20 protein-coding genes are annotated in these 23,843 nt (G+C 73.6%); 9 read left to right on the plus strand and 11 right to left on the minus strand.

Going from position 1 to position 23,843, the window contains the following annotated elements; translation table 11 throughout:
- Positions 1 to 376 precede the first annotated feature (376 nt).
- The gene (locus ACZ7KX_RS04665) at positions 377 to 1,597 is read left to right on the plus strand and encodes a cytochrome P450 (protein WP_470325557.1); all 1,221 of its coding nucleotides are present in this window, start codon (positions 377 to 379) and stop codon (positions 1,595 to 1,597) included.
- Positions 1,598 to 1,676: 79 nt separating this feature from the next.
- Here the strand turns inward: ACZ7KX_RS04665 and ACZ7KX_RS04670 are convergent, their stop codons facing one another.
- Entirely contained in the window at positions 1,677 to 2,363 is a 687-nt protein-coding gene (locus ACZ7KX_RS04670; protein ID WP_396547527.1) for an N-acyl homoserine lactonase family protein, read from the minus strand.
- A 317-nt stretch (positions 2,364 to 2,680) separates the two neighbouring features.
- On the opposite strand from ACZ7KX_RS04670, the gene ACZ7KX_RS04675 reads away from it, so the two are divergent.
- Together ACZ7KX_RS04675 and ACZ7KX_RS04680 are read left to right on the plus strand one after the other, a co-directional pair.
- Positions 2,681 to 4,183, plus strand: coding sequence for a CoA transferase (locus ACZ7KX_RS04675; protein ID WP_470325287.1), 1,503 nt, complete (start codon positions 2,681 to 2,683; stop codon positions 4,181 to 4,183).
- Positions 4,184 to 4,333: 150 nt separating this feature from the next.
- Positions 4,334 to 4,972, plus strand: coding sequence for a DUF6461 domain-containing protein (locus ACZ7KX_RS04680; RefSeq protein WP_470325288.1), 639 nt, complete (start codon positions 4,334 to 4,336; stop codon positions 4,970 to 4,972).
- Between the two features lie 68 nt (positions 4,973 to 5,040).
- Here the strand turns inward: ACZ7KX_RS04680 and ACZ7KX_RS04685 are convergent, their stop codons facing one another.
- On the minus strand, positions 5,041 to 5,640 hold the full coding sequence (locus ACZ7KX_RS04685; RefSeq protein ID WP_396547492.1) for an HdeD family acid-resistance protein: 600 nt from the start codon (positions 5,638 to 5,640) through the stop codon (positions 5,041 to 5,043).
- Positions 5,641 to 5,815: 175 nt separating this feature from the next.
- Between ACZ7KX_RS04685 and ACZ7KX_RS04690 the strand changes: the two genes are divergently transcribed.
- Positions 5,816 to 7,633: an NAD-binding protein gene (locus tag ACZ7KX_RS04690; RefSeq protein ID WP_470325289.1), complete on the plus strand. Its 1,818-nt coding sequence runs from the start codon at positions 5,816 to 5,818 to the stop codon at positions 7,631 to 7,633.
- A 184-nt stretch (positions 7,634 to 7,817) separates the two neighbouring features.
- Here ACZ7KX_RS04690 and ACZ7KX_RS04695 read toward each other — a convergent pair whose 3' ends face one another.
- The 7 genes from ACZ7KX_RS04695 to ACZ7KX_RS04725 form a co-directional block, all read right to left on the minus strand.
- Complete coding sequence (locus ACZ7KX_RS04695; RefSeq protein WP_470325290.1) at positions 7,818 to 8,597, minus strand: enoyl-CoA hydratase; 780 nt, start codon at positions 8,595 to 8,597, stop codon at positions 7,818 to 7,820.
- Between the two features lie 139 nt (positions 8,598 to 8,736).
- Positions 8,737 to 9,849, minus strand: a complete 1,113-nt coding sequence (locus ACZ7KX_RS04700; protein WP_470325291.1) for an enoyl-CoA hydratase/isomerase family protein — start codon at positions 9,847 to 9,849, stop codon at positions 8,737 to 8,739.
- A gap of 257 nt (positions 9,850 to 10,106) precedes the next feature.
- Positions 10,107 to 11,327 carry a fumarylacetoacetase gene (fahA, locus tag ACZ7KX_RS04705; RefSeq protein ID WP_470325292.1) on the minus strand — a complete coding sequence of 407 codons (1,221 nt, stop codon included), beginning with the start codon at positions 11,325 to 11,327 and terminating at the stop codon, positions 10,107 to 10,109.
- A complete protein-coding gene (locus ACZ7KX_RS04710) occupies positions 11,324 to 12,214 on the minus strand; it encodes a hypothetical protein (protein ID WP_470325293.1) in 891 nt (296 codons plus the stop codon). The genes fahA and ACZ7KX_RS04710 overlap by 4 nt, the downstream gene beginning before the upstream one ends.
- Entirely contained in the window at positions 12,211 to 13,413 is a 1,203-nt protein-coding gene (locus ACZ7KX_RS04715; RefSeq protein WP_350519063.1) for a homogentisate 1,2-dioxygenase, read from the minus strand. Before ACZ7KX_RS04715 ends, ACZ7KX_RS04710 begins: the two co-directional genes overlap by 4 nt.
- A 42-nt stretch (positions 13,414 to 13,455) precedes the next feature.
- Positions 13,456 to 14,670 (minus strand): 4-hydroxyphenylpyruvate dioxygenase, encoded by a 1,215-nt coding sequence (gene hppD / locus ACZ7KX_RS04720; RefSeq protein WP_470325294.1) that lies wholly within the window; start codon positions 14,668 to 14,670, stop codon positions 13,456 to 13,458.
- 241 nt (positions 14,671 to 14,911) lie between these two features.
- On the minus strand, positions 14,912 to 16,342 hold the full coding sequence (locus ACZ7KX_RS04725; protein ID WP_470325295.1) for a phosphoribosyltransferase family protein: 1,431 nt from the start codon (positions 16,340 to 16,342) through the stop codon (positions 14,912 to 14,914).
- Positions 16,343 to 16,703: 361 nt separating this feature from the next.
- Here ACZ7KX_RS04725 and ACZ7KX_RS04730 point away from each other — a divergent pair, with 361 nt between their 5' ends.
- From ACZ7KX_RS04730 to ACZ7KX_RS04745, 4 genes are read left to right on the plus strand one after another with little or no spacing between them, the layout of a single operon-like run.
- Complete coding sequence (locus tag ACZ7KX_RS04730; RefSeq protein WP_470325296.1) at positions 16,704 to 17,117, plus strand: hypothetical protein; 414 nt, start codon at positions 16,704 to 16,706, stop codon at positions 17,115 to 17,117.
- Positions 17,114 to 17,524, plus strand: a complete 411-nt coding sequence (locus ACZ7KX_RS04735) for a hypothetical protein (RefSeq protein ID WP_470325297.1) — start codon at positions 17,114 to 17,116, stop codon at positions 17,522 to 17,524. Before ACZ7KX_RS04730 ends, ACZ7KX_RS04735 begins: the two co-directional genes overlap by 4 nt.
- A gap of 49 nt (positions 17,525 to 17,573) precedes the next feature.
- The gene (locus ACZ7KX_RS04740; RefSeq protein WP_470325298.1) at positions 17,574 to 18,239 is read left to right on the plus strand and encodes a cupin domain-containing protein; all 666 of its coding nucleotides are present in this window, start codon (positions 17,574 to 17,576) and stop codon (positions 18,237 to 18,239) included.
- 53 nt (positions 18,240 to 18,292) lie between these two features.
- A complete protein-coding gene (locus tag ACZ7KX_RS04745) occupies positions 18,293 to 18,520 on the plus strand; it encodes a hypothetical protein (RefSeq protein ID WP_470325299.1) in 228 nt (75 codons plus the stop codon).
- Positions 18,521 to 18,771: 251 nt separating this feature from the next.
- Here ACZ7KX_RS04745 and ACZ7KX_RS04750 read toward each other — a convergent pair whose 3' ends face one another.
- Positions 18,772 to 20,862 carry a sensor histidine kinase gene (locus ACZ7KX_RS04750; protein ID WP_470325300.1) on the minus strand — a complete coding sequence of 697 codons (2,091 nt, stop codon included), beginning with the start codon at positions 20,860 to 20,862 and terminating at the stop codon, positions 18,772 to 18,774.
- Between the two features lie 279 nt (positions 20,863 to 21,141).
- On the opposite strand from ACZ7KX_RS04750, the gene ACZ7KX_RS04755 reads away from it, so the two are divergent.
- Positions 21,142 to 21,834 carry a response regulator gene (locus tag ACZ7KX_RS04755; protein ID WP_470325301.1) on the plus strand — a complete coding sequence of 231 codons (693 nt, stop codon included), beginning with the start codon at positions 21,142 to 21,144 and terminating at the stop codon, positions 21,832 to 21,834.
- 268 nt (positions 21,835 to 22,102) lie between these two features.
- Here the strand turns inward: ACZ7KX_RS04755 and ACZ7KX_RS04760 are convergent, their stop codons facing one another.
- Positions 22,103 to 23,803, minus strand: coding sequence for an acyl-CoA dehydrogenase family protein (locus tag ACZ7KX_RS04760; protein WP_350519054.1), 1,701 nt, complete (start codon positions 23,801 to 23,803; stop codon positions 22,103 to 22,105).
- Between the last annotated feature and the right edge of the window lie 40 nt (positions 23,804 to 23,843).

The raw sequence follows: 23,843 nt of genomic DNA on the forward strand, positions 1-23,843 counted from the left end.
GCCGATTCCGCCCCGTGAGACCATGCCCGGCCGCTCGCCCGGTGACCGGCCCGGCGGCCCGTGCGGAGGCTTGCCCGGCTGCCGTCCCGCTCACTGCACCGGCCCGAACAACCGCTCGTACGACCATCCGCACGGTTTGACAAGTGGTCACCGCATGCTCACTAGATGTCACGATCCGGTGCGTTCCGTGCGGGCGTGTCGGAGCGATGCCGTCCAGAAGCAGGGAGGTCCGGCCGTGGAGACCCCGACGCAGGCCGCCGAGCCCACCGCCGACCGTGCCGAGCCGGCCGGCCGCCCCGAAGCGCCGGCTGCACAGGCCGAACAGGCGGCGCCCGCCGGTCCTGCCGACACCCCCAGGACCGCCGGAGCGCCCGGGATCCCCGACCTCGCCGACCCCGGCTTCTGGCGGCTGCCCGCCCCCGCCCGCGCCGCCGCCTTCGCCGAGCTGCGCCGCCTCCCGGGCCCGCGGTTCTTCGGCGACCGCGCCACCGGCAAGGGCTTCCACGCCCTGGTCCGCCACGCCGACGTGGTCGAGGCCAGCCGAACCCCGGCCGTCTTCCTCAGCGGCCCCGGCGTGACCACCCCCGCCCCCGCCCGCTGGGTCCGGCTGCTGTTCGGCGACTCGATGGTCAATCTGGACGACCCGCGCCACGCCCAGTTGCGCCGGATCGTCTCGCGGGCGTTCACCCCGCGGCTGCTCGGCCGGGTCGAGGACGACGTGCAGCGGATCAGCGTCGCCCTGGTCGACCGGGTCGAGCGGGACCGGCCGGAGGACTTCGTGTCCGCGGTCGCCGCCGAACTCCCGTTCCAGGTGATCTGCACCATGATGGGCATCCCCGAGCAGCCGCGCCGCGCCATCCTCGACCTGGTCAACCGCACCTCGGCGGACATCGGGGTGGCCCGCACGCTGCGCCACCGGCTGCGGGCGCCCGGGCGCGGGCTGCGGGCGCTCGCCCGGATGCAGGCCATCGTCGCCGGGATCGGTCGGGAGCGGCGCCGCCGGCCGGCCGAGGACCTGATCTCCGCGCTGGTCACCGCCGACGTGGACGGCCGTCGGCTCACCGGCCGCGAGCTCGGCGCCTTCTTCACCCTGCTGCTGGTCGCCGGGGTCGAGACCACCCGCAACGCGCTCGCCCACGGTCTGCACCTCCTGACCGTCCACCCCGAGCAGCGCGCCCTGCTGCTGTCCGACCTCGACGGGCGGCTCGGCGGAGCGGTGGACGAGATGGTCCGTCACGCCACGCCGATCATCCAGTTCCACCGGACCGTCGCCGTCGACCACGAGCTCGGCGGCCCGGGTGGCACGCTGCTGCGCGCGGGGGAGAAGGTCGCGCTGTTCTACGGGTCGGCCAACCGCGACGAGGCGGTCTTCCCCGATCCGGACGCCTTCGACATCACCCGCACGCCCAACCCCCACCTCGGCTACGGCGGCGGAGGCCCGCACTACTGCCTCGGCGCGCACCTGGCCCGGCAGGAGATGACGGCGCTGTTCCGGGAGCTGTTCACCCGTCTGCCCGACACGCGTTCGGTCGGCGAGCCGGAGCTCGTCCCGTCCAGCTTCGACCACCGGGTCCGCTCGCTGCGCTTCACCTGCTGAACGTCCCCGGCGCTCCTCGGGGCTGCGGCGCCCACGCGCCCCGGCACGCGGCACCCCGACACCCCGGCGCCGGGCACCGTTACCCGCCCGGCTCCCACACCGCGTGGTCGTGCGCGAACAGCACCCGGCGCGGACGGTGCTCGGCCACCCGGTCGAGCCAGGCCCGGTAGCCGGGCAGCGGTGCCGCCACGCCCTCGCGCGCCGCCCGCCGGGCGAGCAGTGCCTGCCCGTACTCGGAGGCGAAGTCGTACGCCTGCCCGGCGAGCAGGACCGGTCCGCCGCCCGGGCGTTCGACCAGCAGGGACTGGTGACCCGCGGTGTGGCCGGGGGTGGGCAGCACCCGGACGCCGGGCCAGATCTCCGCCTCGCCGTCGAGCTCCCGGTAGTCGGCGCCGGGGAAGTCGACCAGTGCGTCGATGGTGTAGCCGCCGCGCCGGGCGGTGGCCAGCTCGCTCGCCTGGACCAGGACGGTCGTGCCGGCCAGCAGCGGGTTCCCGCCGCAGTGGTCGAAGTGCAGGTGGCAGTTGACCACCAGGTCGATGTCGGCGACGGAGACCCCGGCCGTGGCGAGGGCCTCCGGCAGCGGGCGGCGGACCGGGCGGTAGTGCGCCTCGGTCTCCGGGTCGCAGCCGCCGATCCCGGTGTCGAACAGCAGCAGCCCCTCCGGGTGCCGGACGAGGTACGCCAGCACCGGCTCCACCCGCGGCTCCGGGCCGCCCACCTCGGAGGCCGGCCGGACGAAGTACCCCAGGTCGAGGCGCCGGATCACGTGCACGTCATTCCCCCATGTCGCGGTGCGTCGCTCTGCCCGGGTACCGGCGGCCCCGGACGGGCGGCTCCCGTTCGTCCCCCGGTCGGCTTACCGTCGGCCTCCCGTCGGCCCGCGTTCGCACCCTACCCGCCGCTCACCCGCCCGCCACCCGCCACCCGCCGACCGGCGGGCCGGGTCCGCGCTCCCGGTGCCCGGGCGCCGGATCCGGCAGTGCTGCGCGCCGCGCGCCGGTCGCCGAGGTTCCGGAGCGGCCACCGGCGCTGGTGACTGGCGTCACGGCGAGCGACCAAGAAGGGGAGCACAATGCCGACATGACTGATCATCCGCTGCCCGCAGGAACCGTCGGACCCACCGGACCGGGCGGCGGTGGGCCCGCCGACCGCCCCACCGCCGACGCCTGGGCGGCCCTCGGCGGCCCGGCCGACCTGCTGTCACGGGTGAGCTTCCACGGCCCGGACGGCGTCCTGCCCTCCCGGCTGCCGGTGCGGCGCCTCGCCCGGGCCACCGTGGCCGTCTGCTCGCTCGCCGCCGCCGAGCTGGCCGCCCTGCGCAGCGGTGGTCCGGTTCCGGCCGTCCGGGTGGACCAGGGCGCGGTGGCCACCGCCTTCGTCAGCGAGCGGCACCTGACGGTCGACGGCCGGACGCCCGTCAGCTTCGCTCCGCACTCCGGCTTCTGGCGCACCGCCGACGGCTGGGTCCGGACCCACGCCAACTACCCGCACCACCGCACCCGGCTGCTGTCGGCCCTCGGCCTCGCCGCGGACGCCGGGCCCGATCGACTGGCGGAGGTGCTCGCCGGTCTGCCGGCCGAGCAGGTCCAGGAGCGTGCGTACGCGGCGGGGGCGCTGGCGGTCGCGGTCGCGCCGGTGAGCGAGACCGTGCACCCCCTGGTGGAGCACCGGGAAGTCGTTGCCCCCGGCGCCGTCGCGGGCGTCGCCGTCGGCACCACCGGCAGCGTCGGCACCACCGGCACTGCCGGCGCCGCCTCCGCCTCCGCCCGTCCGCACGGCGCGGCCCCGGTGGACCGGCCCGCCGCCGGGCTCCGGGTCCTCGATCTCACCCGGGTGATCGCCGGACCGGTCGCCACCCGCACCCTCGCCCTGCTCGGCGCCGACGTCCTGCGGATCGACTCGCCCCGGCTGCCCGAGGCCGAGGACGCGCACGCGGACACCGGCTTCGGCAAGCGCTCCGCCCGCCTCGACCTCGCCGAGCCCGCCGATCGGGCCGTCTTCGAGGACTTGCTCGCCACCGCGGACGTCGTGGTCAGCGCCTACCGCCCCGGCGCCCTCGACGCCCACGGCCTGGCCCCCGACGCACTGTTCGCCCGGCGCCCCGACCTGATCGTCGTCCAGCTCTGCGCCTGGGGCTGGACCGGCCCGTGGGCCGGGCGGCGCGGCTTCGACAGCCTGGTCCAGGCCGGTGTCGGCATCGCCGCCCACGAGGCCGCCGACGACGGCCGCCCCGGCGTCCTGCCCGCCCAGGCACTCGACCACGGCACCGGCTACCTCATCGCCGCCGCCGTACTGCGCGCCGTCTCCGACCGGCACACCGGCCGCCCCGGCGGCCGACACCTGCGCCTCTCCCTCGCCGGCACGGCCTCCTGGCTGCTGCACGGCATCGAACGGGAGGCCCCGTCGGAGGTCCCGGGCGAGGTCCCGTCCGAGTCGTACGACCCGTCGGGGTGGCTCGCCGAGACCGACTCCGCGTACGGGAGGCTTCGCCACGCCCTGCCGCCGATCGGCTACGAGGGCGCTCCCGCCGACTGGTCGCGCCCGCCCGGGCGTTGGGGGACGGACGCTCCGGTCTGGCTCTGAGCCGGGGGCGGCCCCGGCGAGCCCGGGACAGCCCGGGACAGCCCGGAGACGGCCCGGAGACGGCCCGGGGGACGGCGGGCGGGGGCGGGACGAACCCGGGACCGAGGGCCCGGCCCCGGTGGTGTCGGTGAGGTCCGGCATCATCGGGGCATGACCGCCGCACACGCCACCGACTACACCTGGTTCGAGCAGCGCTACCCCGTCCTGGGCGAGGCCCACTGCCTCACCCACGTCCAGGGGATCCCCGCCGACGAACTGCTGCGCCGCTTCGACGCCCTGCCCGGTCGCGAGGTCTCCGGCCTGGACGCGGTGATCGAGGCCTGGGAGACGTTCGATGACGGCGAGGACGAGGACGCCGCGGCCCTGCTCGGTGACGGCGACGACCGGCTGTTCGTCGCCGTCACCGAGCTGGACGGCTGGGCCCTCGCGGTCGAGCCCTACGGGTACCTCGGCAGCCTCCACGACCTCGTCCCCGGGCTCTCCGACGACACCCGGCTGGTCTCGCACTACCGCAACGTCAACGCCGCGGACAGCTTCCACTGGTGGGAGCACGGCAGCTGCCGCCTCCACTTCGAACCGCTCTTCGCCGACCAGCGGCACGGCTCGGACGCCGCTGCCTCCGGCATCCCCGAACTGCTGACGGCCTGCGGCTTCGACCTCGGCGGTGAGCGGTACGAGCTGCACACCGAGGCCGCGTTCGCCCTGGCCGAGCGGCTGACCGACGTCCGGCTCGATCCGGAACGCCTGGAGGCCGCCACCTTCCGGCTCGGTTACGCCCCGCGCCCGTAACGGCGCCCGGGGGCGGCCCCGGCCGGAAGCGGCGGCCCCTGCGATCCGCCGATCGGAGGTCCGTGGGCTCAGACCCCGGACGGGATGTGCTTGGCGCGGCCGCGCATCTGGATCGCCGTCACGATCTCGATGAGGCCCAGGATCAGCAGCCAGCATCCGGCCAGGACGGTCAGCGCCTTGATCGACCCGACCGGCCAGACCATCAGCAGGACGCCGGCCAGCGTGTTGGCCACGCCCGCGAAGGCCTGCCAGCCGCGGGCCGGCATCTGCGGGTCGGAGATCGCGGCGGCCAACTGTGTGATGCCGCGGAAGAGCCAGCCGATCCCGATCCAGAGCGCGAGCAGCAGCAGCGACTCCGCCGCGCTGCGGAAGCAGAGCAGGCCCAGCATCACGCAGATCGCGCCGCTGATGAAGGCCAGCACCCGCAGCGCGGTGGCGGCGTGGGTGCCGAACGCGGCGACCAACTGCACGATGCCGATGACCAGCAGGTAGAGGCCGAACAGCACGCCCACCACCCTCAGGGTCTCCTCGGGCCAGGCGAAGACCACGATCCCGAGGGCGAGCGAGACGAGCCCGGCGACGAGCAGGACCTGCCAAGCGGCCTTGGCGAGCATGCCGAGCGGGCCCTGGACCGGGGAACCGTCGGGGGTGATGATCGGAGAGACCACGGTGGTGTAACTCCTCGGGCGGCGGTAGAGGACGAGCCCCAGCCTCTGCGCGCCGGCGCCCCGCCGCGCGCCGGATTCGGCCGTTCAGGGGTGTCGGATACGGCCGTTCGGGGGATCCGTCGCGGCCACCGGAATGACATCCTCCGGACACTTGCCGTCGATATCATCCGGCGGTATGACTTCTGAAGGGTGGGGGACCCCTCCGGTCGAGCCGATCAGCCAGCACTACATCGTCTGCGGGGGCAACGCGCTGGCACACCGACTGGTCCTGGAGCTCGTCGAGCACTACGAGGTCCCGGTCGTCGTCCTGGTCGTCGACCGGACCCGCGACCACGCGCCGCGGATCGAGCAACTCGACGGCGTCGCCGCGGTCGTGGAGTTCGCCAGCATCACCGACGAGGCCCTGCGTGCGGTGTCCATCGGCACCGCCCGCGGACTCGCCCTGGTCGAGGGCGGCGACCAGGAGAACATCCACGCCGCGCTCAGCGCCCAGAACCACAACCCGGACATCCGCATCGTGTTCCGGATGTTCAACCAGCGGCTCGGCGAGAACATCGAACGGCTGCTCAGGAACGGCGCCGCGCTCTCCGGATCGGCCACCGCCGCCCCGGCGTTCGCCGCCGCCGCGCTCGGGCGGCCCAACTCGGTCGAGATCGAAGGACGTTACCTGCACATCGCCTTCGACGACGCCATCACCTCCGACCGGATCTGCGTGGTCGCCGACCAGATCGACCGGCAGGACCTCAGCAGGATCAGGCTGCTGCCCGCGCAGCAGGGCGACTCGGCCGAATTCGTCCGGCTCGCGAGTGAGTTCGGCGACGACGGACCGATCCGCCCCGGCGGCGTACGGCACGAACCGGTGCCCGAGTCCGCCCCCGGACCGGAGGAGGAACCCGGCGGCACCGCCGCGCTGCAGGTGCTGCCGATCGAGCCCCGGGAGCCGATCGACTGGCGGCGGCGGTTGCGCTGGCGGCTGCTCGACACCATGCGCTTCTTCACCAGCGCCCGGATGCGGCTTGTGCTGCTCACCGCCCTGGCCGCCGTGCTGATGTCCTTCGGCGTGCTCTGGTACCTCAACCGGGACTTCGGATGGACCGTCTACGTCTCGCTGCTCGACCTGGCCGGTGCGGCCCAGCCCGACCAGCTCGCCGACATCGCCGCCGGGACGGGCACCGGAGGGTTCTGGCAGCGGGTCGCGCAGGTGGTGATCACCATCTGCGGGATCACCTTCGCACCGGTCGCCACCGCCATCGCGGTCGAGGTGCTCGGCTCCGGACGGCGCGGCCAGCCGCGCAACCCCGGGGCGGGCACCCGGGACCACGTGATCGTCGTCGGGCTGGGCAACGTCGGCACCCGGGTCGCGACCCAGCTGCACGACCTGGGCGTGCCGGTGGTCTGCATGGAACGGGACCCGCAGGCGCGTGGGGTCGCCGCCGTCCGGGCGCTCGGGATCCCGGTGGTGATGGGCGACGGCCCGTTCGAGGAACAGCTGCGCCGGGCCCGACTGAAGCACAGCCGGGTGCTGGTGGCGGTCAGCGGCGACGACGCCACCAACCTGGAAGCGGCGTTGGAGGCGCGGCACGGCAATCCCGAAGTCCGGGTGGTGGTGCGGCTGTTCGACGACGACTTCGCCGGGCACTTCTACAAGACCCTGGACAACGCGGCCTCGCGGTCGGTCTCCTACCTGGCCGCGCCGGCCTTCGCCGCGGCGCTGATGGGGCGCGAGGTGCGCGGGACGCTCTCGGTGTTCCGGCACGCGCTGCTGATCGCCGAGCTGACGGTGGAGGACGGCAGCGGGCTGATCGGCCTGAACCGGCACGATCTGGAGGACCCGGGCGGCGTCCGGGTGATCGCCGTCCGCTTCGCCCGCGGCGCGCAGTTGCAGTGGGGCCTCCCCGACCGCACCCGGCAGCTCGCGCCCGGCGACCGCATCGTGGTCGCCGCCACCCGCAGCGGGCTCGCCCGGCTGAACACGGCGGCGCTGGAGGAATGACTGCGCGGAACGGGTGGTGACGGGTGGGAGGGGCGGTGGCGGGTGTGCTGGGTGATGGGAGACGGGTGACGGTCGACAGACTTCAGCTGACAGATTTCATCATCTGAAATCTGTCAGCTGTCGTCCGTCGTCCGTCGTCCGTCGTCCGTCGTTCGTCCGCCGCTGGTCAGCGGTCCGCCGTCGGTCAGCGGTTGGTGAAGGACGGCGGGCGCTTCTCGGCGAAGGCCGCCATGCCCTCCTTCTGGTCCGCCGTGGCGAAGGCCGCGTGGAAGAGCCGGCGCTCGAAGCGGACGCCCTCGGCGAGGGTGGTCTCGAACGCCCGGTTGACGCTCTCCTTCATCATGACCGCAGCCGGAGCGGACATCGCCGCGACGGTCTCGGCGGTGGCCAGGGCCTCGGCCAGCAGCTGGTCGGCGGGGACGATCCGGGAGACCAGGCCGGCCCGCTCGGCCTCCTCGGCGCCCATCATCCGGCCGGTCAGGCACAGCTCCATCGCCTTGGCCTTGCCGACCGCCCGGGTGAGCCGCTGCGAGCCGCCGATGCCCGGGATCACACCGAGCTTGATCTCCGGCTGCCCGAACTTCGCGGTGTCCGCGGCCAGCAGGATGTCGCACAGCATCGCCAGCTCGCAGCCGCCGCCCAGCGCGAACCCGGCCACCGCCGCGACGACCGGCTTGCGCAGCGCACCGAGCCGGTCCCACGGGCCCAGCCAGTCGTCCAGGTAGACGTCCGGGAACCGGTTGCCCTGCATCTCCTTGATGTCGGCGCCGGCCGCGAAGGCCTTCTCCGAGCCGGTGATCACCAGACAGCCGATCTCCGGGTCCCGGTCGAAGGCGGTGGCGGCCGCGACCACCTCGTTCATCAGCTGGGTGTTCAGCGCGTTGAGCGCCTTGGGCCGGTTGAGCGTGATCAGCCCCACCCGGCCCTTGCGCTCGACCAGGATCGTCTCGTAGGTCTCGGTCATCGCCGTCGACTCCCATGTCTGCTGCTCGGCGCCGCGCGGGCGCTCCCTGACCACCCAACGATCTACGACGTGCCCTGTTCCGCGCCAGTCTTGACATGCGAGACGCCGGTCACGGGGGCCGGGAGACGGCCCGGAGGGGTCAGGCCAGGCCCAGCTCGTCGCCGTCGCGCGGGGCGAGGAAGCGGGCGACGGCCGCGTCCGTCACCCCGGCGAGCGTGGCGGGCTCCCAGCGCGGGTTGCGGTCCTTGTCGACGACCTGGGCACGGATGCCCTCGACCAGGTCGTGGCCGTCCAGCGCGGCGCAGGAGACGCGGTACTCCTGGTCGAGCACGGCCTCCAGGGAGGGGAGCGTACGGGTCCGGCGCAGCGCGGCCAGGGTGGCCTTGACCGCCGTGGGGGAGTTCGCCAGCACCAGCCCGGCGGCCTCCTTCGCCTCCGCGACACCGGAGTTCAGCAGGCGTTCGACGACCTCCTCGACGGTGTCGGCCGCGTAGCAGGCGTCGATCCAGGCGCGTTGCCCGGTCAGGGCGGCGGGCGGTGCGGGCTCGGTGTGCGCGGTGACGACCGCCCTGACGGCGGCGGTGGCGGCGGCATCGGCGGTGGTGTCACCGGCCGTGGTGCCGTCGGCCGTGGCGTTCGCGGAGGTGCTGCGGGCGAGGGCGTCGAGCAGTTCCGGGATCCGGGCCGACGGCACGTAGTGGTCCGCGAACCCGCACAGCAGCGCGTCTCCGGGGCCCACCGAGGCCGAGGTGAGCCCGAGGTGGGTGCCCAACTCGCCCGGCGCGTGGGCGAGCAGGCGGCTGCCGCCGACGTCCGGGACGAGCCCGATCCGGGTCTCGGGCATCGCGACGGTGGAGCGCTCGGTGACGATCCGGATCGCGCCGTGGGCGGACAGGCCGACGCCACCGCCCATCGTGATGCCGTCCATCACGGCGACGTACGGCTTCGGGTACCGGGCGATCAGCGCGTTCAGCCGGTACTCGTCGCGGAAGAACGCCCGGGTGCCGGCTCCGCCCGCCTTGGCGTCGTCGTGCATGGCGCGGATGTCGGCGCCCGCGCAGAGGCCGCGTTCGCCCGCGCCGGTCAGCACCACGGCGCGCACCCGGTCGTCGGCGGCCCAGTCGTCCAGCGTCGCGCGCAGGGCACCGATCATGCCGTGGGTCAGCGAGTTGAGCGCCCGCGGACGGTTCAGCACGATCCGCCCGACCCCGCCCTCCAGGAATGCCTGGACCTCTGCCACCTCTGCGCTCATCGGGCCCGCTCCCGTCCCCTCGGTGATGGACTTCCGCCGCCCACCGTACCGGGGAGGGCGGGCCGTTGTGATCACCTGGCCGGAGATCGTTCCCGCCCGCGGCCGCCGGCGCGGTGCGGCACAGCGGATGACGGCAGGCGACAGACGACGGGCCGCAGACGGATGACAGCTGACAGACGATGAAATCTGTCAGCTGTCATCCGTCGCCTGCCGGCTGTCACTCGTCGTCCGTCACGTGCCGGGTGCGGCAGCCGTCGCTACCCCTGCACCCGCCCGGTCACCTCGCCGAAGCCGACCACGGCCCCGTCCGGCCCGGGTGCGGTGGCGGTGATGGCGACCTCGTCGCCGTCCTCCAGGAACGTCCGGGTCGTGCCGTCCGGGAGCTTCAGCGGCTCCTCGCCGTTCCAGGTCAGCTCGATCAGCGCACCCCGGGTCTCCGGCTCGGGCCCGCTGACCGTACCTGAGGCGAACAGGTCCCCGGTGCGCAGCGAGGCGCCGTTGACGGTCATGTGGGTCAGCTGCTGCTGCGCCGTCCAGTACATGGCGGCGAACGGCGGGCGCGAAACCGGGTGCCCGTTCAGCCGCACCTCCATCGCCAGGTCCAGGCCCCACGGCTCGCCGCCCCGGTCGTCCAGGTACGCGAGCGGCTCGACGTCGCGCTCCGGCGGCGTGACGCGGGCGTGCTGCAGGGCGTCCAGCGGGACGACCCACGGCGAGATCGAGGTGGCGAAGGACTTGCCGAGGAACGGGCCGAGCGGCACGTACTCCCAGGCCTGGATGTCGCGCGCCGACCAGTCGTTGAGCAGGCAGACGCCGAACACGTGCTCGCGGAAGTCGGCCAGCGGGACGGGCTTGCCCAGTTCGGACGGCGTGCCGACGACGAAGCCGACCTCGGCCTCGATGTCCAGCCGGCGCGAGGGCCCGAAGCTCGGCGCCGGGTCGGCGGGCGCCTTGCGCTGCCCGTGCGGCCGCACCACCGGCGTGCCGGAGACCACGACCGTGCCCGCCCGCCCGTGGTAGCCGATCGGCAGGTGCTTCCAGTTGGGCGTGAGCGGCTCCGAGCCCGGGCGGAAGATCCGGCCCAGGTTGGTGGCGTGGTGCTCGGAGGCGTAGAAGTCGACGTAGTCGGCGACCTCGAACGGCAGGTGCAGTTCGACCTCGGCCACCGGCAGCAGTGCCGGTGACAGGGCCTCGCGGAAGGACTCGTCCGTGAGCCACGTGGTGAGGTCCGCCCGCACCCGGGTCCAGACCGGCCGCCCGGCCGCCATCAGCGGGTTGAGCGAGTCCGCGTCCAGCAGTGCGGAGGGTGCACCGGCCGCGCGGGCCGCCGCCCCGGCGTCCAGGACGAAGTCCCCGACGCGCACGCCGATCCGGCGCCGCCCGGGCTGGTCGGCGGCGGTGAAGACGCCGTACGGCAGGTTGTGCACGCCGAACGGCGAGTCCTGGGCGCTGGCGAGCCAGCTGCGGGGGGTGGTCAACGGTCCTCCTGGTGCGGTGGAGTGGGCGACGACAGCAGGCCGAGCGAGGCCAGGTCGCCCAGGGGCTCGGCGATGCTGCAGGTGCCGAACGCGGTGAACGAGTTGCGGATCACCGTAACCTGACGATCCGTCAGTGTGCGCACCGCCTTGGCGAGGGCCTCGCCGTCGCGCTCCGCCAGCACCTCCGCGGCCGCGGCCCGGTCGGTCTCCTGCGCGGCCAGCAGCACGTTCAGGAAGCCGTGGTGCTCGAAGCCGGTCTCCGGGTCGGTGTGCCGGACGGCGTTGTGCAGTCCGGCGGTGCACTTGTAGGGGAGTCCGCGCTGCGCGCAGCCGGTGAGGAAGGCGGCCAGCTCCGCCTCGTCCGGGAACGCTTCGGCGACCAGCCCGCCGGTGCGGAACTTCGCCCGGTACGGGCTGTCCACCAGCACGTCCAGGACGGCGTCCAGGTCGTCCCCGCGCAGGAGTTCGCGCGGCAGTTCGACGGCGGCAGGGACGTCCGGCGGCAGCAGCCGGTCCAGCTCGGCGACCGCCTCGGCGGCGTCCCGGGTGGCCAGTTCGACACCGGCCAGGTCGAACGGCGCGGCGGCGGCGAGCGCCTGGGCGAGCTCGGCGCTGCCCCCCGGCAGCACCAGCCCGACCCTGAGCCGCGAGTCGCCGCCCGCGCCCGCCGGCCCGCCCGCGGCAGCCACCGCCGCGGCCAACTCGCCCAGTCGGCCCGCCCCGCACAGGAGCGGGCCGACGGCCTCGGCGTACCAGGCCGCGCGGTGGAGGCGGTGTGCGGGCACGGCCTCGGCGATCGGCAGGTTCCCCGGTGGGAACACCGCCGCGTCGTCGAAGAGTCCGTGGAACAGCTCGGGGATGACACCCCCCGACGGCAGTCCGCTCATCGTCCGGGCCCCCGACCGGCCCAGGTCCAGGCGTAGTTCGCGTCCTCGCTGGCCCGCCCGCCCTCGCCGAGCTCCAGCGGGCGGAAGGTGTCCACCATGACGGCGAGCTCGTCGAAGAACTCCGCGCCGATGCTGCGCTCGTACGCGCCCGGCTGCGGCCCGTGGGTGTGCCCGCCGGGGTGCAGCGAGATGGAGCCCTGGGCGATGCCCGAGCCCTTGCGCGCCGCGTAGTCGCCGCCGCAGTAGAACATGACCTCATCGCTGTCCACGTTGGCGTGGTAGTAGGGCACCGGGATCGACAGCGGGTGGTAGTCCACCTTGCGCGGGACGAAGTTGCAGATCACGAAGTTGTTGCCCTCGAACACCTGGTGGGCCGGCGGCGGCTGGTGGATCCGGCCGGTGATCGGTTCGAAGTCGCTGATGTTGAAGGCGTACGGGTAGAGGCAGCCGTCCCAGCCGACCACGTCGAAGGGGTGGTGCGGAACGGTGTAGCGGGTGCCCGCGATGCCGTTCGGGCCGCGGTGCTTGACCAGCACGTCGACGTCCCCGGGCGCATCCACGACCAGCGGGCCGACCGGCCCGCGGAAGTCCCGCTCGCAGTACGGCGCGTGCTCCAGCAGCTGCCCGTACTTGGACAGGTACCGCTTCACCGGGGTGATGTGGCTGTTCGCCTCGATGCAGTACGCGCGCAGCGGCTCGTCGCCGGTCGGCACCCAGCGGTGGGTGGTGGCGCGCGGGATGATCACGTAGTCGCCCTGGCCGACCTCGATCGAGCCGAACACCGTCTCGACCGTGCCCGCGCCGGACTCCACGTACACGCACTCGTCGCCGAGCCCGTTGCGGTACAGCTCGCTGGGGGCCCCGGCGGCGACGTACGAGATCCGCACGTCGCCGTTGCCGAGGACCAGCCGACGGCTGCCGACGACGTCCGCGGACTTCCACTCCTGGCCCGCGAACAGCTCGTGCAGCTTGAGGTGACGGGGGAGCAGCGGGTGGTTGGGCACCGTGGACTGGTCCGGCAGCTCCCAGGGCACCGCGTTGACCACGGCCGAGGGGATGCCCCGGTGGTAGAGCAGCGAGGAGTCCGAGGAGAACCCCTCTTCGCCCATCAACTCCTCGTAGTACAGCCCGCCTTCGGGGGTGCGGTGCTGGGTGTGCCGCTTGGGCGGGATGCTGCCCAGCTGCCGGTAGTACGCCATCTCCGTGGTCCTCCTCGACCGTCCGTCAGAGCTCTCCGACGCTCACAGGTTGCCGCGTCGCTCCTGCTCGCGCTCGATCGACTCGAAGAGCGCCTTGAAGTTGCCCTTGCCGAAGCCCAGCGAACCGTGCCGCTCGATGAACTCGTAGAAGACGGTCGGGCGGTCGCCGATCGGCTTGGTGAAGATCTGCAGCAGGTAGCCGTCCTCGTCGCGGTCGACCAGGATGCCGCGCTTCTTCAGCTCCTCGATCGGCACGCGCACCTTGCCGATCCGCTCGCGCAGCTCCGGGTCGTCGTAGTAGGCGTCCGGGGTGTCGAGGAACTCGACGCCGCGCGAGCGCAGCACGTCCACCGTGGTGAGGATGTCGTTGGTGGCGAGCGCCATGTGCTGGCAGCCGGGGCCGGTGTAGAACTCCAGGTACTCGTCGATCTGGGACTTCTTCTTGGCGATGGCCGGCTCGTTGAGCGGGAACTTCACCCGGTGGTTGCCGCTGGCGACGACCTTGGACATCAGCGCGGAGTACTCGGTGGCGATGTCGTCGCCGACGAACTCGGCCATGTTCACGAAGCCCATGACGCGGTTGTAGAACGACACCCACTCGTCCATGCGGCCCAGCTCGACGTTGCCGACGGCGTGGTCGAGGGCCTGGAAGAGGCGCTTCGGCGAGCCCTCCGGGTGCTTGACCTTGCTCTGCGCGACGACGTAGCCCGGCAGGTACGGGCCGTGGTAGCGGGAGCGGTCGATCAGGGTGTGGCGGGTCTCGCCGTAGGTGGCGATGGCCGCGCGGCGCACGGTGCCGTTCTCGTCCGAGACGTCGTTCGGCTCCTCCAGGACGGTGGCGCCGGTCGCGCGGGCGTGCTCGATGCACTTGTCGACGTCCGGGACCTCCAGAGCGAGGTCGACGACGCCGTCGCCGTGGCGGCGGTGGTGGTCCAGCAGCGGGCTGTCCGGCTGGACGCCGCCCTTGATCACGAAGCGGCAGGAGCCGGAGCGGAGCACGTACGCCTTGCGGTCCCGGCGGCCGGTCTCCGGGCCGGAGTAGGCGACCAGCTCCATGCCGAACACGACCTGGTAGAACTGGGCCGTCTGGGTGGCGTTGCCGACCACGAAGACGACCGCGTCCTGGGCCGTCACCGGGAACGGGTCGGTGGCCGGGTCGTGCTCGACGAGGCCGACGAGGCGGCGCAGCTGGTCGGCGTCAAGACCGGCCTCGCGCTCCTCGGGGGTCAACTCAAGGGCGTGGGACTGCGTGGTCATCGCTCGTTCCTCCACTTCGGGCCTCGTCTTCGAGGCTTCCGCTGGATCGCGGCCGCACCGCGTACGGGTGGGCGGTGTGGTTGCGGAGAGCTTGCTCCTGTCGGGGTGGTTGGGCAACAGGTCGGTTTTTCACTGCTCAATGTGTACAAGCTGGTCAGGATTTCCCGCCTCGCACTGCGCAAAATGTGCTGCTGCTTCCCGGGGATACACGAAGTCTGCGCAATCACCGTCGAGGGGTCGTTCACGGGTTCCCGGCCCCGGAACCGCGCTCGGGGAGGTGGCGCAGGAACCAGTTCCGGGCCAGCTCAGCGACCTGGTCGAGGGTCCCGGGCTCCTCGAAGAGGTGGGTCGCGTGCGGCACCACCGACAGTTCACTCTCGCAGCGCAGCCGACTCCCGGCCCGCCGGTTGAGGTCGAGCACGGTGGTGTCCAGGGAGCCGACGACGAGCAGCGTCGGGGCGCTCACCCGGCCCAGGACCTCGGCCCCGGCGAGGTCCGGGCGACCGCCCCGGGAGACCACGGCGCGCACGGCCGGGCCCAGCTCGGCGGCGGTGTGCAGCGCGGCGGCGGCCCCGGTGCTGGCGCCGAACAGGCCGAGCGGCAGGCCGCGGGTCTCGGGCACGGTGGCGGACTCGGGCGGGGCGTCGCTCCGGGGGTTCAGCTGCCGGGCGACGGCGGTCAGGCGGGAGCCCAGCAGTCCCACGTCGAAGACGTTGCGGCGGTCCGCTTCCTCGGCCTCGGTGAGCAGGTCGAACAGCAGCGTGGCCAGCCCGGCACGGTTCAGGTAGGCGGCGACGTACCGGTTGCGCGGGCTGCGCCGCCCGCTGCCGCTGCCGTGCGCGAAGACCACGACGCCACGCGCGTCCGGCGGTACGGTCAGCCGGCCTGCGAGCCGGACCCCGGCGGCGGGCAGGACCAGCTCGCGGTCGACCCCGGCGGAGGCCGCAGCAGCGCTCCCCGGGTCCGACTCCCGCTCCCGTTCCCGCTCCCGTTCCCGCTCCCGCTCCCGTTCCCGCTCCCGGGCCTCGGAGAGCAGCCGTAGCACCTCCGTGTCCTCGGTCTGCGAGAAGTCGGCGTAGAACTCGCCGATCGCGAAGAACGGGGACGGGGTGTCGACGCAGACCAGCTCGTCGGCCACCTCCTCCAGGCGGTCCGTCCAGTCCCGGGGCGCCACTGGTACGGCGAGCACCACCCGGGCCGCGCCCCGTGCCCGGACGATCCGGCAGGCCGCCCGGGCGGTGGACCCGGTGGCGATGCCGTCGTCCACCACGACCACCGTGCGTCCGCGGACGTCCGCGCTCGGGCGGTCGCCCCGGTAGCGGCGGGCCCGGCGCTCCAGCTCGGCGCGCTCGCGCCGCTCCACCTCGGCCAGTTGACCGTCGGTGACCGAGGCGAGCCGGATGACCTGTTCGTTCAGCACCCGCACGCCGTCCTCGCCGATCGCCCCCATGCCGAGCTCGGGTTGGTAGGGCACGCCGAGCTTGCGGATCACGCAGATGTCCAGCGGCGCGTCGAGCGCCCGGGCGACCACGGCGGCGACCGGCACCCCGCCCCTCGGCAGCGCCACGACGACGGTCCCGGGGCCGCCCACGTGACCGAGGCGTGCGGCCAGCCGCCGGCCGGCGTCGGTGCGGTCGGCGAAGTGCGTGAAGTGGGTTCCGGTGACGTGCATGACACGGCCTCCGGTTCCACCGTACGTCGTTCCGGGCGGCACGCGTGGTTCCGGCCACGGACGCGTGCGGCCCGGGCGGGACGGCGCGGACGGCAGTCGGCAGGTCGGGCCGGGCGCGCACCGGGAGAGGCCCCTGACCGGGGCGGGAGCGACCCGGGACGGGGCAGGAGCAGCCCGGGATCCGACCGGGATCGCGCCGGGCCGGGGTCGGGATCGGGCCGGGCGGGCGCCGGGACCGGGCCGGGATGCGGTCGGGAGCGGGACGGGACGCGACCCCCGTGTGGGCGGGACAGCGGGCGGCGCACCGTGGGTCGCAGAGGCGGACCGAAGGGTCCGCCGGTGACCGGAAGGAGCGCCCGACATGCCGGGCACCGTCATCACCGATCTCCGCCGACGCGGCGCCGTGGACCCCGGCCGCCTGCTCGCGGGACCGCTGCGCGGCGTCGGCCTGCAGCGGCTCGAACCGGGCCACAGCATCGAGGTGGCCGCGGACGGCGTCGAGCACGCGCTCTACGTCACCGCCGGATCCGGCCTCGCCGAACCGCCCGAGTACGCGGTACGGCGGGACGCCTCGCCGGAGGACCACGACCCCGAGCCGTACGACCCCGAGCCGCGCGACGCCGGCATCCCGCTGGTCGAGGGCACCGCCGTCGTCCTCCCGCTCGGCACCCGGACCGTCCTCACCGCCGGCACCGCCGGGATGGAGTACTTCCACGCCGTCCTGACCGTTCCCGCCGGCATCCGCACCTCCACCAGCGGAGATGAACCCGCATGATCGTCACCACCGACACCGGCGCCGCCATGGTCGTCCTCGGCCCGAACGGCGAACGCGTCCGGATCCGCTCCCTGGCCCGCCGCTCGATGCTCACCAGTGCCTGCGAGGCCTTCGACCACCTGCGGCTGAGCCCGGGCGCCCACCACGTGCTGACCGGCCGGCCCGACGCCGAGACCGTCCTGCACGTGCTGCGCGGCGCCGCCGTCGTCGGCCGGCTCTCCGACGAGCCCGACCACCTGGCCTCGGAAGGCGATCTGCTGCTGGCCCGCCGGGGCCGCACGCTGCAGCTCGAAGCCGGTCCGCTCGGCGCCGAACTGCTCTGCCTCACCCTCGCCGTTCCCCGGCGCGGTGCCGGCACCGGGGCCGTCCCGGCCCGCCGCCGCGCCACCCGCCGTGACCGGCCCTGACCCTCCTGCCCGTCCCGGACCGTACGTCCTCCGTCCGAGGAGACCTCTCGTGATCGTCGTACCCGCCGCCGTCCCCCGCACGGCGCCCGTCCTCCGGCGGCTGATCGACCCGGACCAGCGGCCCGCGGTCCGCGCCGGGCTGACCGTCGAGACCCTGCCGCCCGGCGTCCGGGTCGACCAACTCCCCTTCAAGTCGGCCGAGTCGGTGACCGTGGTGCTCTCCGGCCGGCTGGATGCGGCCGGCCGGATCCTCTCCCCGGGCGAGGCGATGCACCACCGGCCCGGCAGCAGTTGCCGACTCACGGCCGTCCGGGGCGCGCCGACCACCGTGCTCACCGTCCGTCCCACCCCGTCGCGGGGCGCCATCCCGGCCCAGCGCTCGGGCCCGGAGTCCGCCGAGGCCTGGCGACAGGTCGACGTGGGCGTCGTGGACCTCGACCCCGGCGGCCTCTGCGGGCCGTACGAGGACCGTGCGGCCGACGCCTTCCTGCTGGTCCTGTCCGGGGCCGGTGCCTTCCTCGGCGAGCTCGGCGAGGTGCCCGTGCGCACCGGCGACCTGGTCTACGTCAGGGCGCAGGAGCGGTACGGCCTGCGGGCCGGATCGCGCGAACCGGTGACCGTCGTGCTGGGCCGGATCGGTGCCCCCGGCGCCGAGTCGGGACCGGAATGGGACATCAAGCCCATGCGCTCGGGGCGTGTTCGTCCGCAGAGTTGAACGTGATCGATCGACCACGACCGGTCACTCGGAAGAATCGGGAGTACCTCCTCATGGCAACCAACACCACGACCACGGCGATCTGCGCGGCCGGCGTGCTGGCAGGCCTGATCGCGGCGGCCATGGCGCTGCGCAGCGCGTGTTCCGCCTCCGCCTCCGCCTCGGCATCCCGTCGCCGTTCCGCCCTGTCTCCCGTCGTGACACCGGACGGCGGTGGTGGCATCGGCTGCAAGCTCGGCAACTGCGGAGTGCCGCCCACCCCGCCCGGACCGGACGCCTGACCCGGCTCGCTCTCGGGTGACTCGTCGGGGCTGACATCCGACGGGCGGCGACCGACGGACAACGAACAACAGATGACAGGGAACAGATGACAGACTTCGAAATCTGTCATCTGTTCCCTGTCATCTGTTCGGTGCTACCTGTTCGGCGTTACCTGTTCGGCGTTACCTGTTCGCGGGATGTCTGCACCTCCTCGCCCGCCCCCGGCACCGCCCCCCGGCACCGCTGGCCCGGCACCGCCCGTCACCGCCCGTCACCGGTCCGCCGCCGAGCGCGGCAGCACCGCCAGCACCTGGGTGCCCCCGTTCGGCGGAAGTGCGCGGACGGTGCAGTGCCCGCCGATCTCCGCCGCCCGGTCCGCCATCGACCGCAGGCCCACCCCGCTGCTGTCGGCCGGGGAGCCGCCGTCCGTCCGGTACCCCACCCCGTCGTCCTGCACGGTCAGCGTCAGCGCCTCCTCGTCCGCCCGCAGCGTGATCCGCGCCGTCCGTGCCCGGGCGTGCCGCAGCACGTTGTTCAGGGCCTCCGCCGTGATCCGGTACGCCGCGACCTCCACCGCGGCCGGAAGCTCCGGCAGCGGGTCCGGCGAGAGCTCCGCCGTCACGGTCAACCCGGCCCCGCCGAAGGTGTCCGCCAGCTGCCGGACCGCCCGGGTCAGCCCGAACTCGCCGAGCGGCGCCGGTCCGAGCCGGTCGGTGATCCGGCGGACCTCCTTGATCGTCAGGCCCAGGCCGTCGGAGACCCCGCGCAGCGTGTCCGCGAGCCCGTCGGCCGCCGAGGTGGCCGCGTTGTCCACCCGCAGCCGCAACCCGGCCAGCGCCGGACCGAGCCCGTCGTGGATGTCCCGCCGCAGCCACCGCCGCTCCTCCTCCCGCGCGGCCACGATCTGCTCCCGACTGGCCTGCAGGTCCTCCTGGAGCCGCAGCGAGGCGACGGCGGGCGAGGCCTGGTCGGCGAGCGAGCGCAGGATGTCGATGTCGCTGGCCTCCAGCCGTTCCTCGCCGGCGCGCAGTCCGACGGTCAAATCGCCGATCGGCAGCCCGTTGTGGACCAGTGCGAAGTCCTGGCTGCGCCCGTCCAGGCGTCCGGCGGTGGCCAGGGTGCGCCGACCGGCCCGGGTGGTGACGGCGAGGGTGACCCCGGGCAGCCGCAGTTCCTCGGCGACCGTCGCGCACAGCGCCTCCGGCAGTCGCGCCGGGTCGACGACCTGGCGCACCCGCCCCGCGAGCGTCCGAAGCACCTGGTACGGCTGCGCGCGCTCGCCGTAGTACAGCCGGTCCACCAGGGCGACGACCCGCCGCGCCGCCCGGGGCAGGGCCGCGCCGAGCGCGTACACCAGGGCGATCAGCAGCAGCGCCGCCCCGCCGCGCCCCGGCAGCAGCCAGGTGGAGAGCACGGCGGCGGCCACCACGAACAGCCCGGTGACCCCGGTGCCCAGCAGCAGCCCGATCAGGACGCTGCGGGCCGCCCGGTCGAGCCGCCAGCCGTGGTCCCGGATGACCAGGACGGCCACCGCGACCGCCCAGACCAGTCCCGCGGCGGCGAACAGCGAGTAGCTGAGCCAGTAGTGCTCCTCGAAGTTCCGCGAGTACAGGTCCTGCATGCCGGCCCAGAGCAGGTAGGCGCCGAGCATCGCCGCCACCCGCAGCCGGTGCCGACGCATCTCGCCCTCGTCGCCCGCCCGGTGGCGCGGACGCAGCAGACGGGTCAGCAGGACGACGGTCACGATCCCGATCAGGCATTCGCTGACCAGCAGGTCGCGTCCGCCGAGGGCGTCGGTCACGACGCCGAAGAAGTGCGCGGGCGGGTTGCCGGCCAGCGGATTGGGCCGCCCGAACTGCATGGGGCGGTCGAGCCGTTGGGACATCTCCGGGACCACGAACAGCGCGACGGCGCCGATGTACCACCACCAGCGCCGGGTCGTCAGGCGGCCGTCGGGCAGCCAGAGCGGGAACACGTAGAAGATCGTCACGTTCACCGAACTGCAGAGCGCGGCGAAGGCGGCGACGGCGCCGACGATGCCCGGGTCGGCGATCTCGACCGAGACGGGTGCGGCCGCGGCGTCCGGCAGGATCTCGGTCAACGCGTAGACGAGCAGCACCCAGCCGAGCGGGTTGCCGGGGCGGTGGGCGTGCAGCAGCATGCCCGCCCCCGCGGTCGGGAGGGCGTAGATCAGGTTGCCGAGTTCGTCGCGCGGTTGGTGCACGCCCGGATCGCCGAGGTGGACGAGCACGTAGCAGATCCACACCGTCGAGGCGACGACGCAGAGCGCCGTGGCGAACGCGGCGGCGGTCAGCTGCCGTTGGGCCGGTGTACGGCGCCGGACGGAGGTCACCGTGGTCATGGCACCACCTCGCAGTCGGGCTGGGCCGGTGGGGCGGACTCCGGTGGTGCGAACCCCCCGGCGGTACGGATTCCCGGTCGGCGAGCCGACCGGCGGCGCGAACCGAGCCGGGTTCCAGTCTCGACGGCCCGGTGTCCCGGGCGCCTGAGGCAGTGGTCTCGGATCCTGCCCCCGGTCCTCGGTTCCGGTGCCGGATCGGTTCCCGCACCGCCCGCCACGCGGACGACTTCCGAGCATGTCACGGAAAGTAGCCGATTTGCTGCTGGTAGTGTCGGCCGTGTGGATGAAGAACAGCCGTTGGCACCCTCGGGCCCGGGCGGCGCACCGCCTGTCCGTGTACTGATCGTCGACGATCACCCCCTCTTCCGGGAGGGGCTCAAGGCGGCACTGGAGAGCGCCGCGGGCGTCCTCGTGGTGGCCGAGGCCGAGCGGGTCGCCGACGTGCCGGAGGCGGTCGCCCGGCACCGCCCGAGCGTGGTGATCATGGACCTCTCGCTGCCCGACGGGTCCGGGCTGGAGGCCGTCCGCCGGCTCGCCACCCAGGAGGCGCCGCCGCCGGTGCTGATGCTGACGATGTCGGACGACGACGGCAACCTGCTCGCCGCGCTCCAGGCGGGCGCGCGCGGCTACCTGGTCAAGGGGGCCGGGCGGGAGGAGGTGCTGCACGCCGTGCGGACGGTCGCCGCGGGCGGTGCCGTGTTCGGCGGCGAGGTGGCCGGACGGATCACGGCCCTGTTGGCGGGGGCCCGGATGCGCGAGGCGGGGCAGCTCTTCCCGGACCTCACCGCCCGCGAGGCGGAGGTGCTGGACCTGGTGGCGCGCGGGCTCGACAACCGGCGGATCGCCCGGGAGCTGGTGGTCGCGGAGAAGACCGTGCGCAACCACATCACGCACATCTTCGAGAAGCTGCACGTCGCCACCCGCGCCGAGGCGGTCGCCCGGGCCCGAGACATGGGCCTCGGCGACGGCTGAGACAGCGACGACCGGGCGGGTGGCCAAGACGAGGCCCGGGACGAGGCCCGGGACGAGGCCCCGGGGCGAGCGCTGAGCCTCCCGGACGGGGCGACCCGCGGGGCGGACCCGCCGACTCCGAACCGGGGGTGCCGGTCCGCCGACCGGCACCCCCGGGGTCCTTCCCATGACTGCTGCCGCAGTCGCGTTCTCTCAGTTGCGCTCCCGCAGCAGCGTTCTCTCAGTAGCGCTCCCGCAGTCGCGCTTCCTCGGGGCGCTCCCGCCGTCGTTACGGCTGCATCTCGTACGCGCCCGAGAGCGCCGCGACCTGCTCCCACACCCGCGCGGCCCGCGCCGCGTCGGACACCGGTCGGCGCACGTTCGCCAGCGCCCAGGCGGCCTGCTCCTCGGTGGTGGAGGCCTTGCCGTGCAGTTCGGTGGCGTGCGCGGAGAAGTCGCGGACCAGGGCGTCGAAGAGCTGGTCCAGGACGTCCGCGTCCAGGCCGGTCGCCTCGGCCTGCTCCAGCACCAGCTGGCCGTAGACGATCAGCGCGAACAGCTGGCCGATCTCCAGCAGGAAGTCCAGGTCCGCCTGCTGCTCCTTGCTCGGCGCGTGGCTGAGCAGCAACTCGCAGAAGCCGTCGGCCTGCTCGCGGAAGCGGGCGACGTTGGGCAGCTGCGCGTGGCGGTCGTAGGCGGCGCGCCAGTCGTGGAAGCGGATCGCGCCGAGGCCGCGGGCCGGGCCCTGGCGGAACAGGAAGGCGTCGTCGGCCGCGTCCAGGCGGGTCGGCACCGGGGCGTAGTCGGCCGGGGCGAACAGGTAGTTGCCCATGAACTTGAGGATCAGCGCCAGGTTGACGTGGACGGTGCCCTCCAGCTTCGGCAGGCCGCGGATGTCCTTCGCCGCCTTGTCGAAGTAGGTGTCCGCCTCGAAGCCCTTGGCCGCGATGACGTCCCACATCAGGTCGATGACCTTCTCGCCCTCGGTGGTGACCTTCATCTTGGTCATCGGGTTGAACAGCAGGTACCGGCGGTCCTCGGGGGAGGCGGTGCGGAAGTAGTCCACGGCCCGCGCGCTGAACAGCTTCATCCCGGCCAGGCGGACGTACGCGTCCGTCAGCTCCCGCTTGACGTGCGGGAAGTCGGTGACCTTGCGGCCGTACAGCACCCGGTTGTGGGCGTGCGTGACGGCCTCGTACATCGCGTGCTCGCAGATGCCGACGGAGGCGGTGCAGAGGTTGAACTTGCCGACGTTGACGGTGTTCAGGGCGGCGTCGAAGGCGGCCTGGCCGGTGTGCAGCACGTCCTCGGCGCGCACCGGGTAGTCCTCCAGGCGGAACTCGCTGACGTACATCTGCGCGTTCACCACGTTCTTGACCAGGTGGTACGCCTCGTGGCGGCTGTCGGCGGCGAAGAAGACGTAGCCCTCGGGGCCCTCGACGTCCGAGCGGCGGCCGAACACCGAGACCAGGCCGGCCACGTTGCCGTTGCCGATGTAGTACTTGGAGCCGGTCGCGGTGAAGCCGCCCTCGCCGTCCGGGGTGAGGATCATGTCGGTGGAGTAGATGTCGGCGCCGTGGGTGCGCTCGGAGAGGCCGAACGCCATGACGTGGCCCTCCGCCAGGAGCTTGGCGGCGCGGGCCCGGACGGCCTCGTTCTCGCTCTGCCAGACCGGGCCGAGGCCCAGGATGGTGACCTGCCAGGTGTACCAGTAGCCGAGGCCGTAGAAGCCGAGGATCTCGTTCAGCTCGGCGATCCGCGCGGTGTCCCAGCGCTTGTCCGGGTCGGCCGCGGACGGGGTCAGGAACTCCGCGAACAGGCCTTCCTTCGCGGCGAATTCGAGGAAGTCGGCGTACCAGCTGCGGTCGATGTAGGTGTCGATCAGCGCCTTCTTGCCGCGGGACTCGAACCAGTCCACGGTCGCGCGCAGCAGCCGGCGGGTCGGCTCGTCGAACTGTGCGGGGTCGTAGGTGCGCGGGTTGAAGAGCATCGAGGGCTCCCTGGGGTCGAGGGTGTGTGAAGCGGGTGGA

The sequence above is a fragment of the Kitasatospora sp. NPDC038210 genome (genome assembly GCF_055600605.1).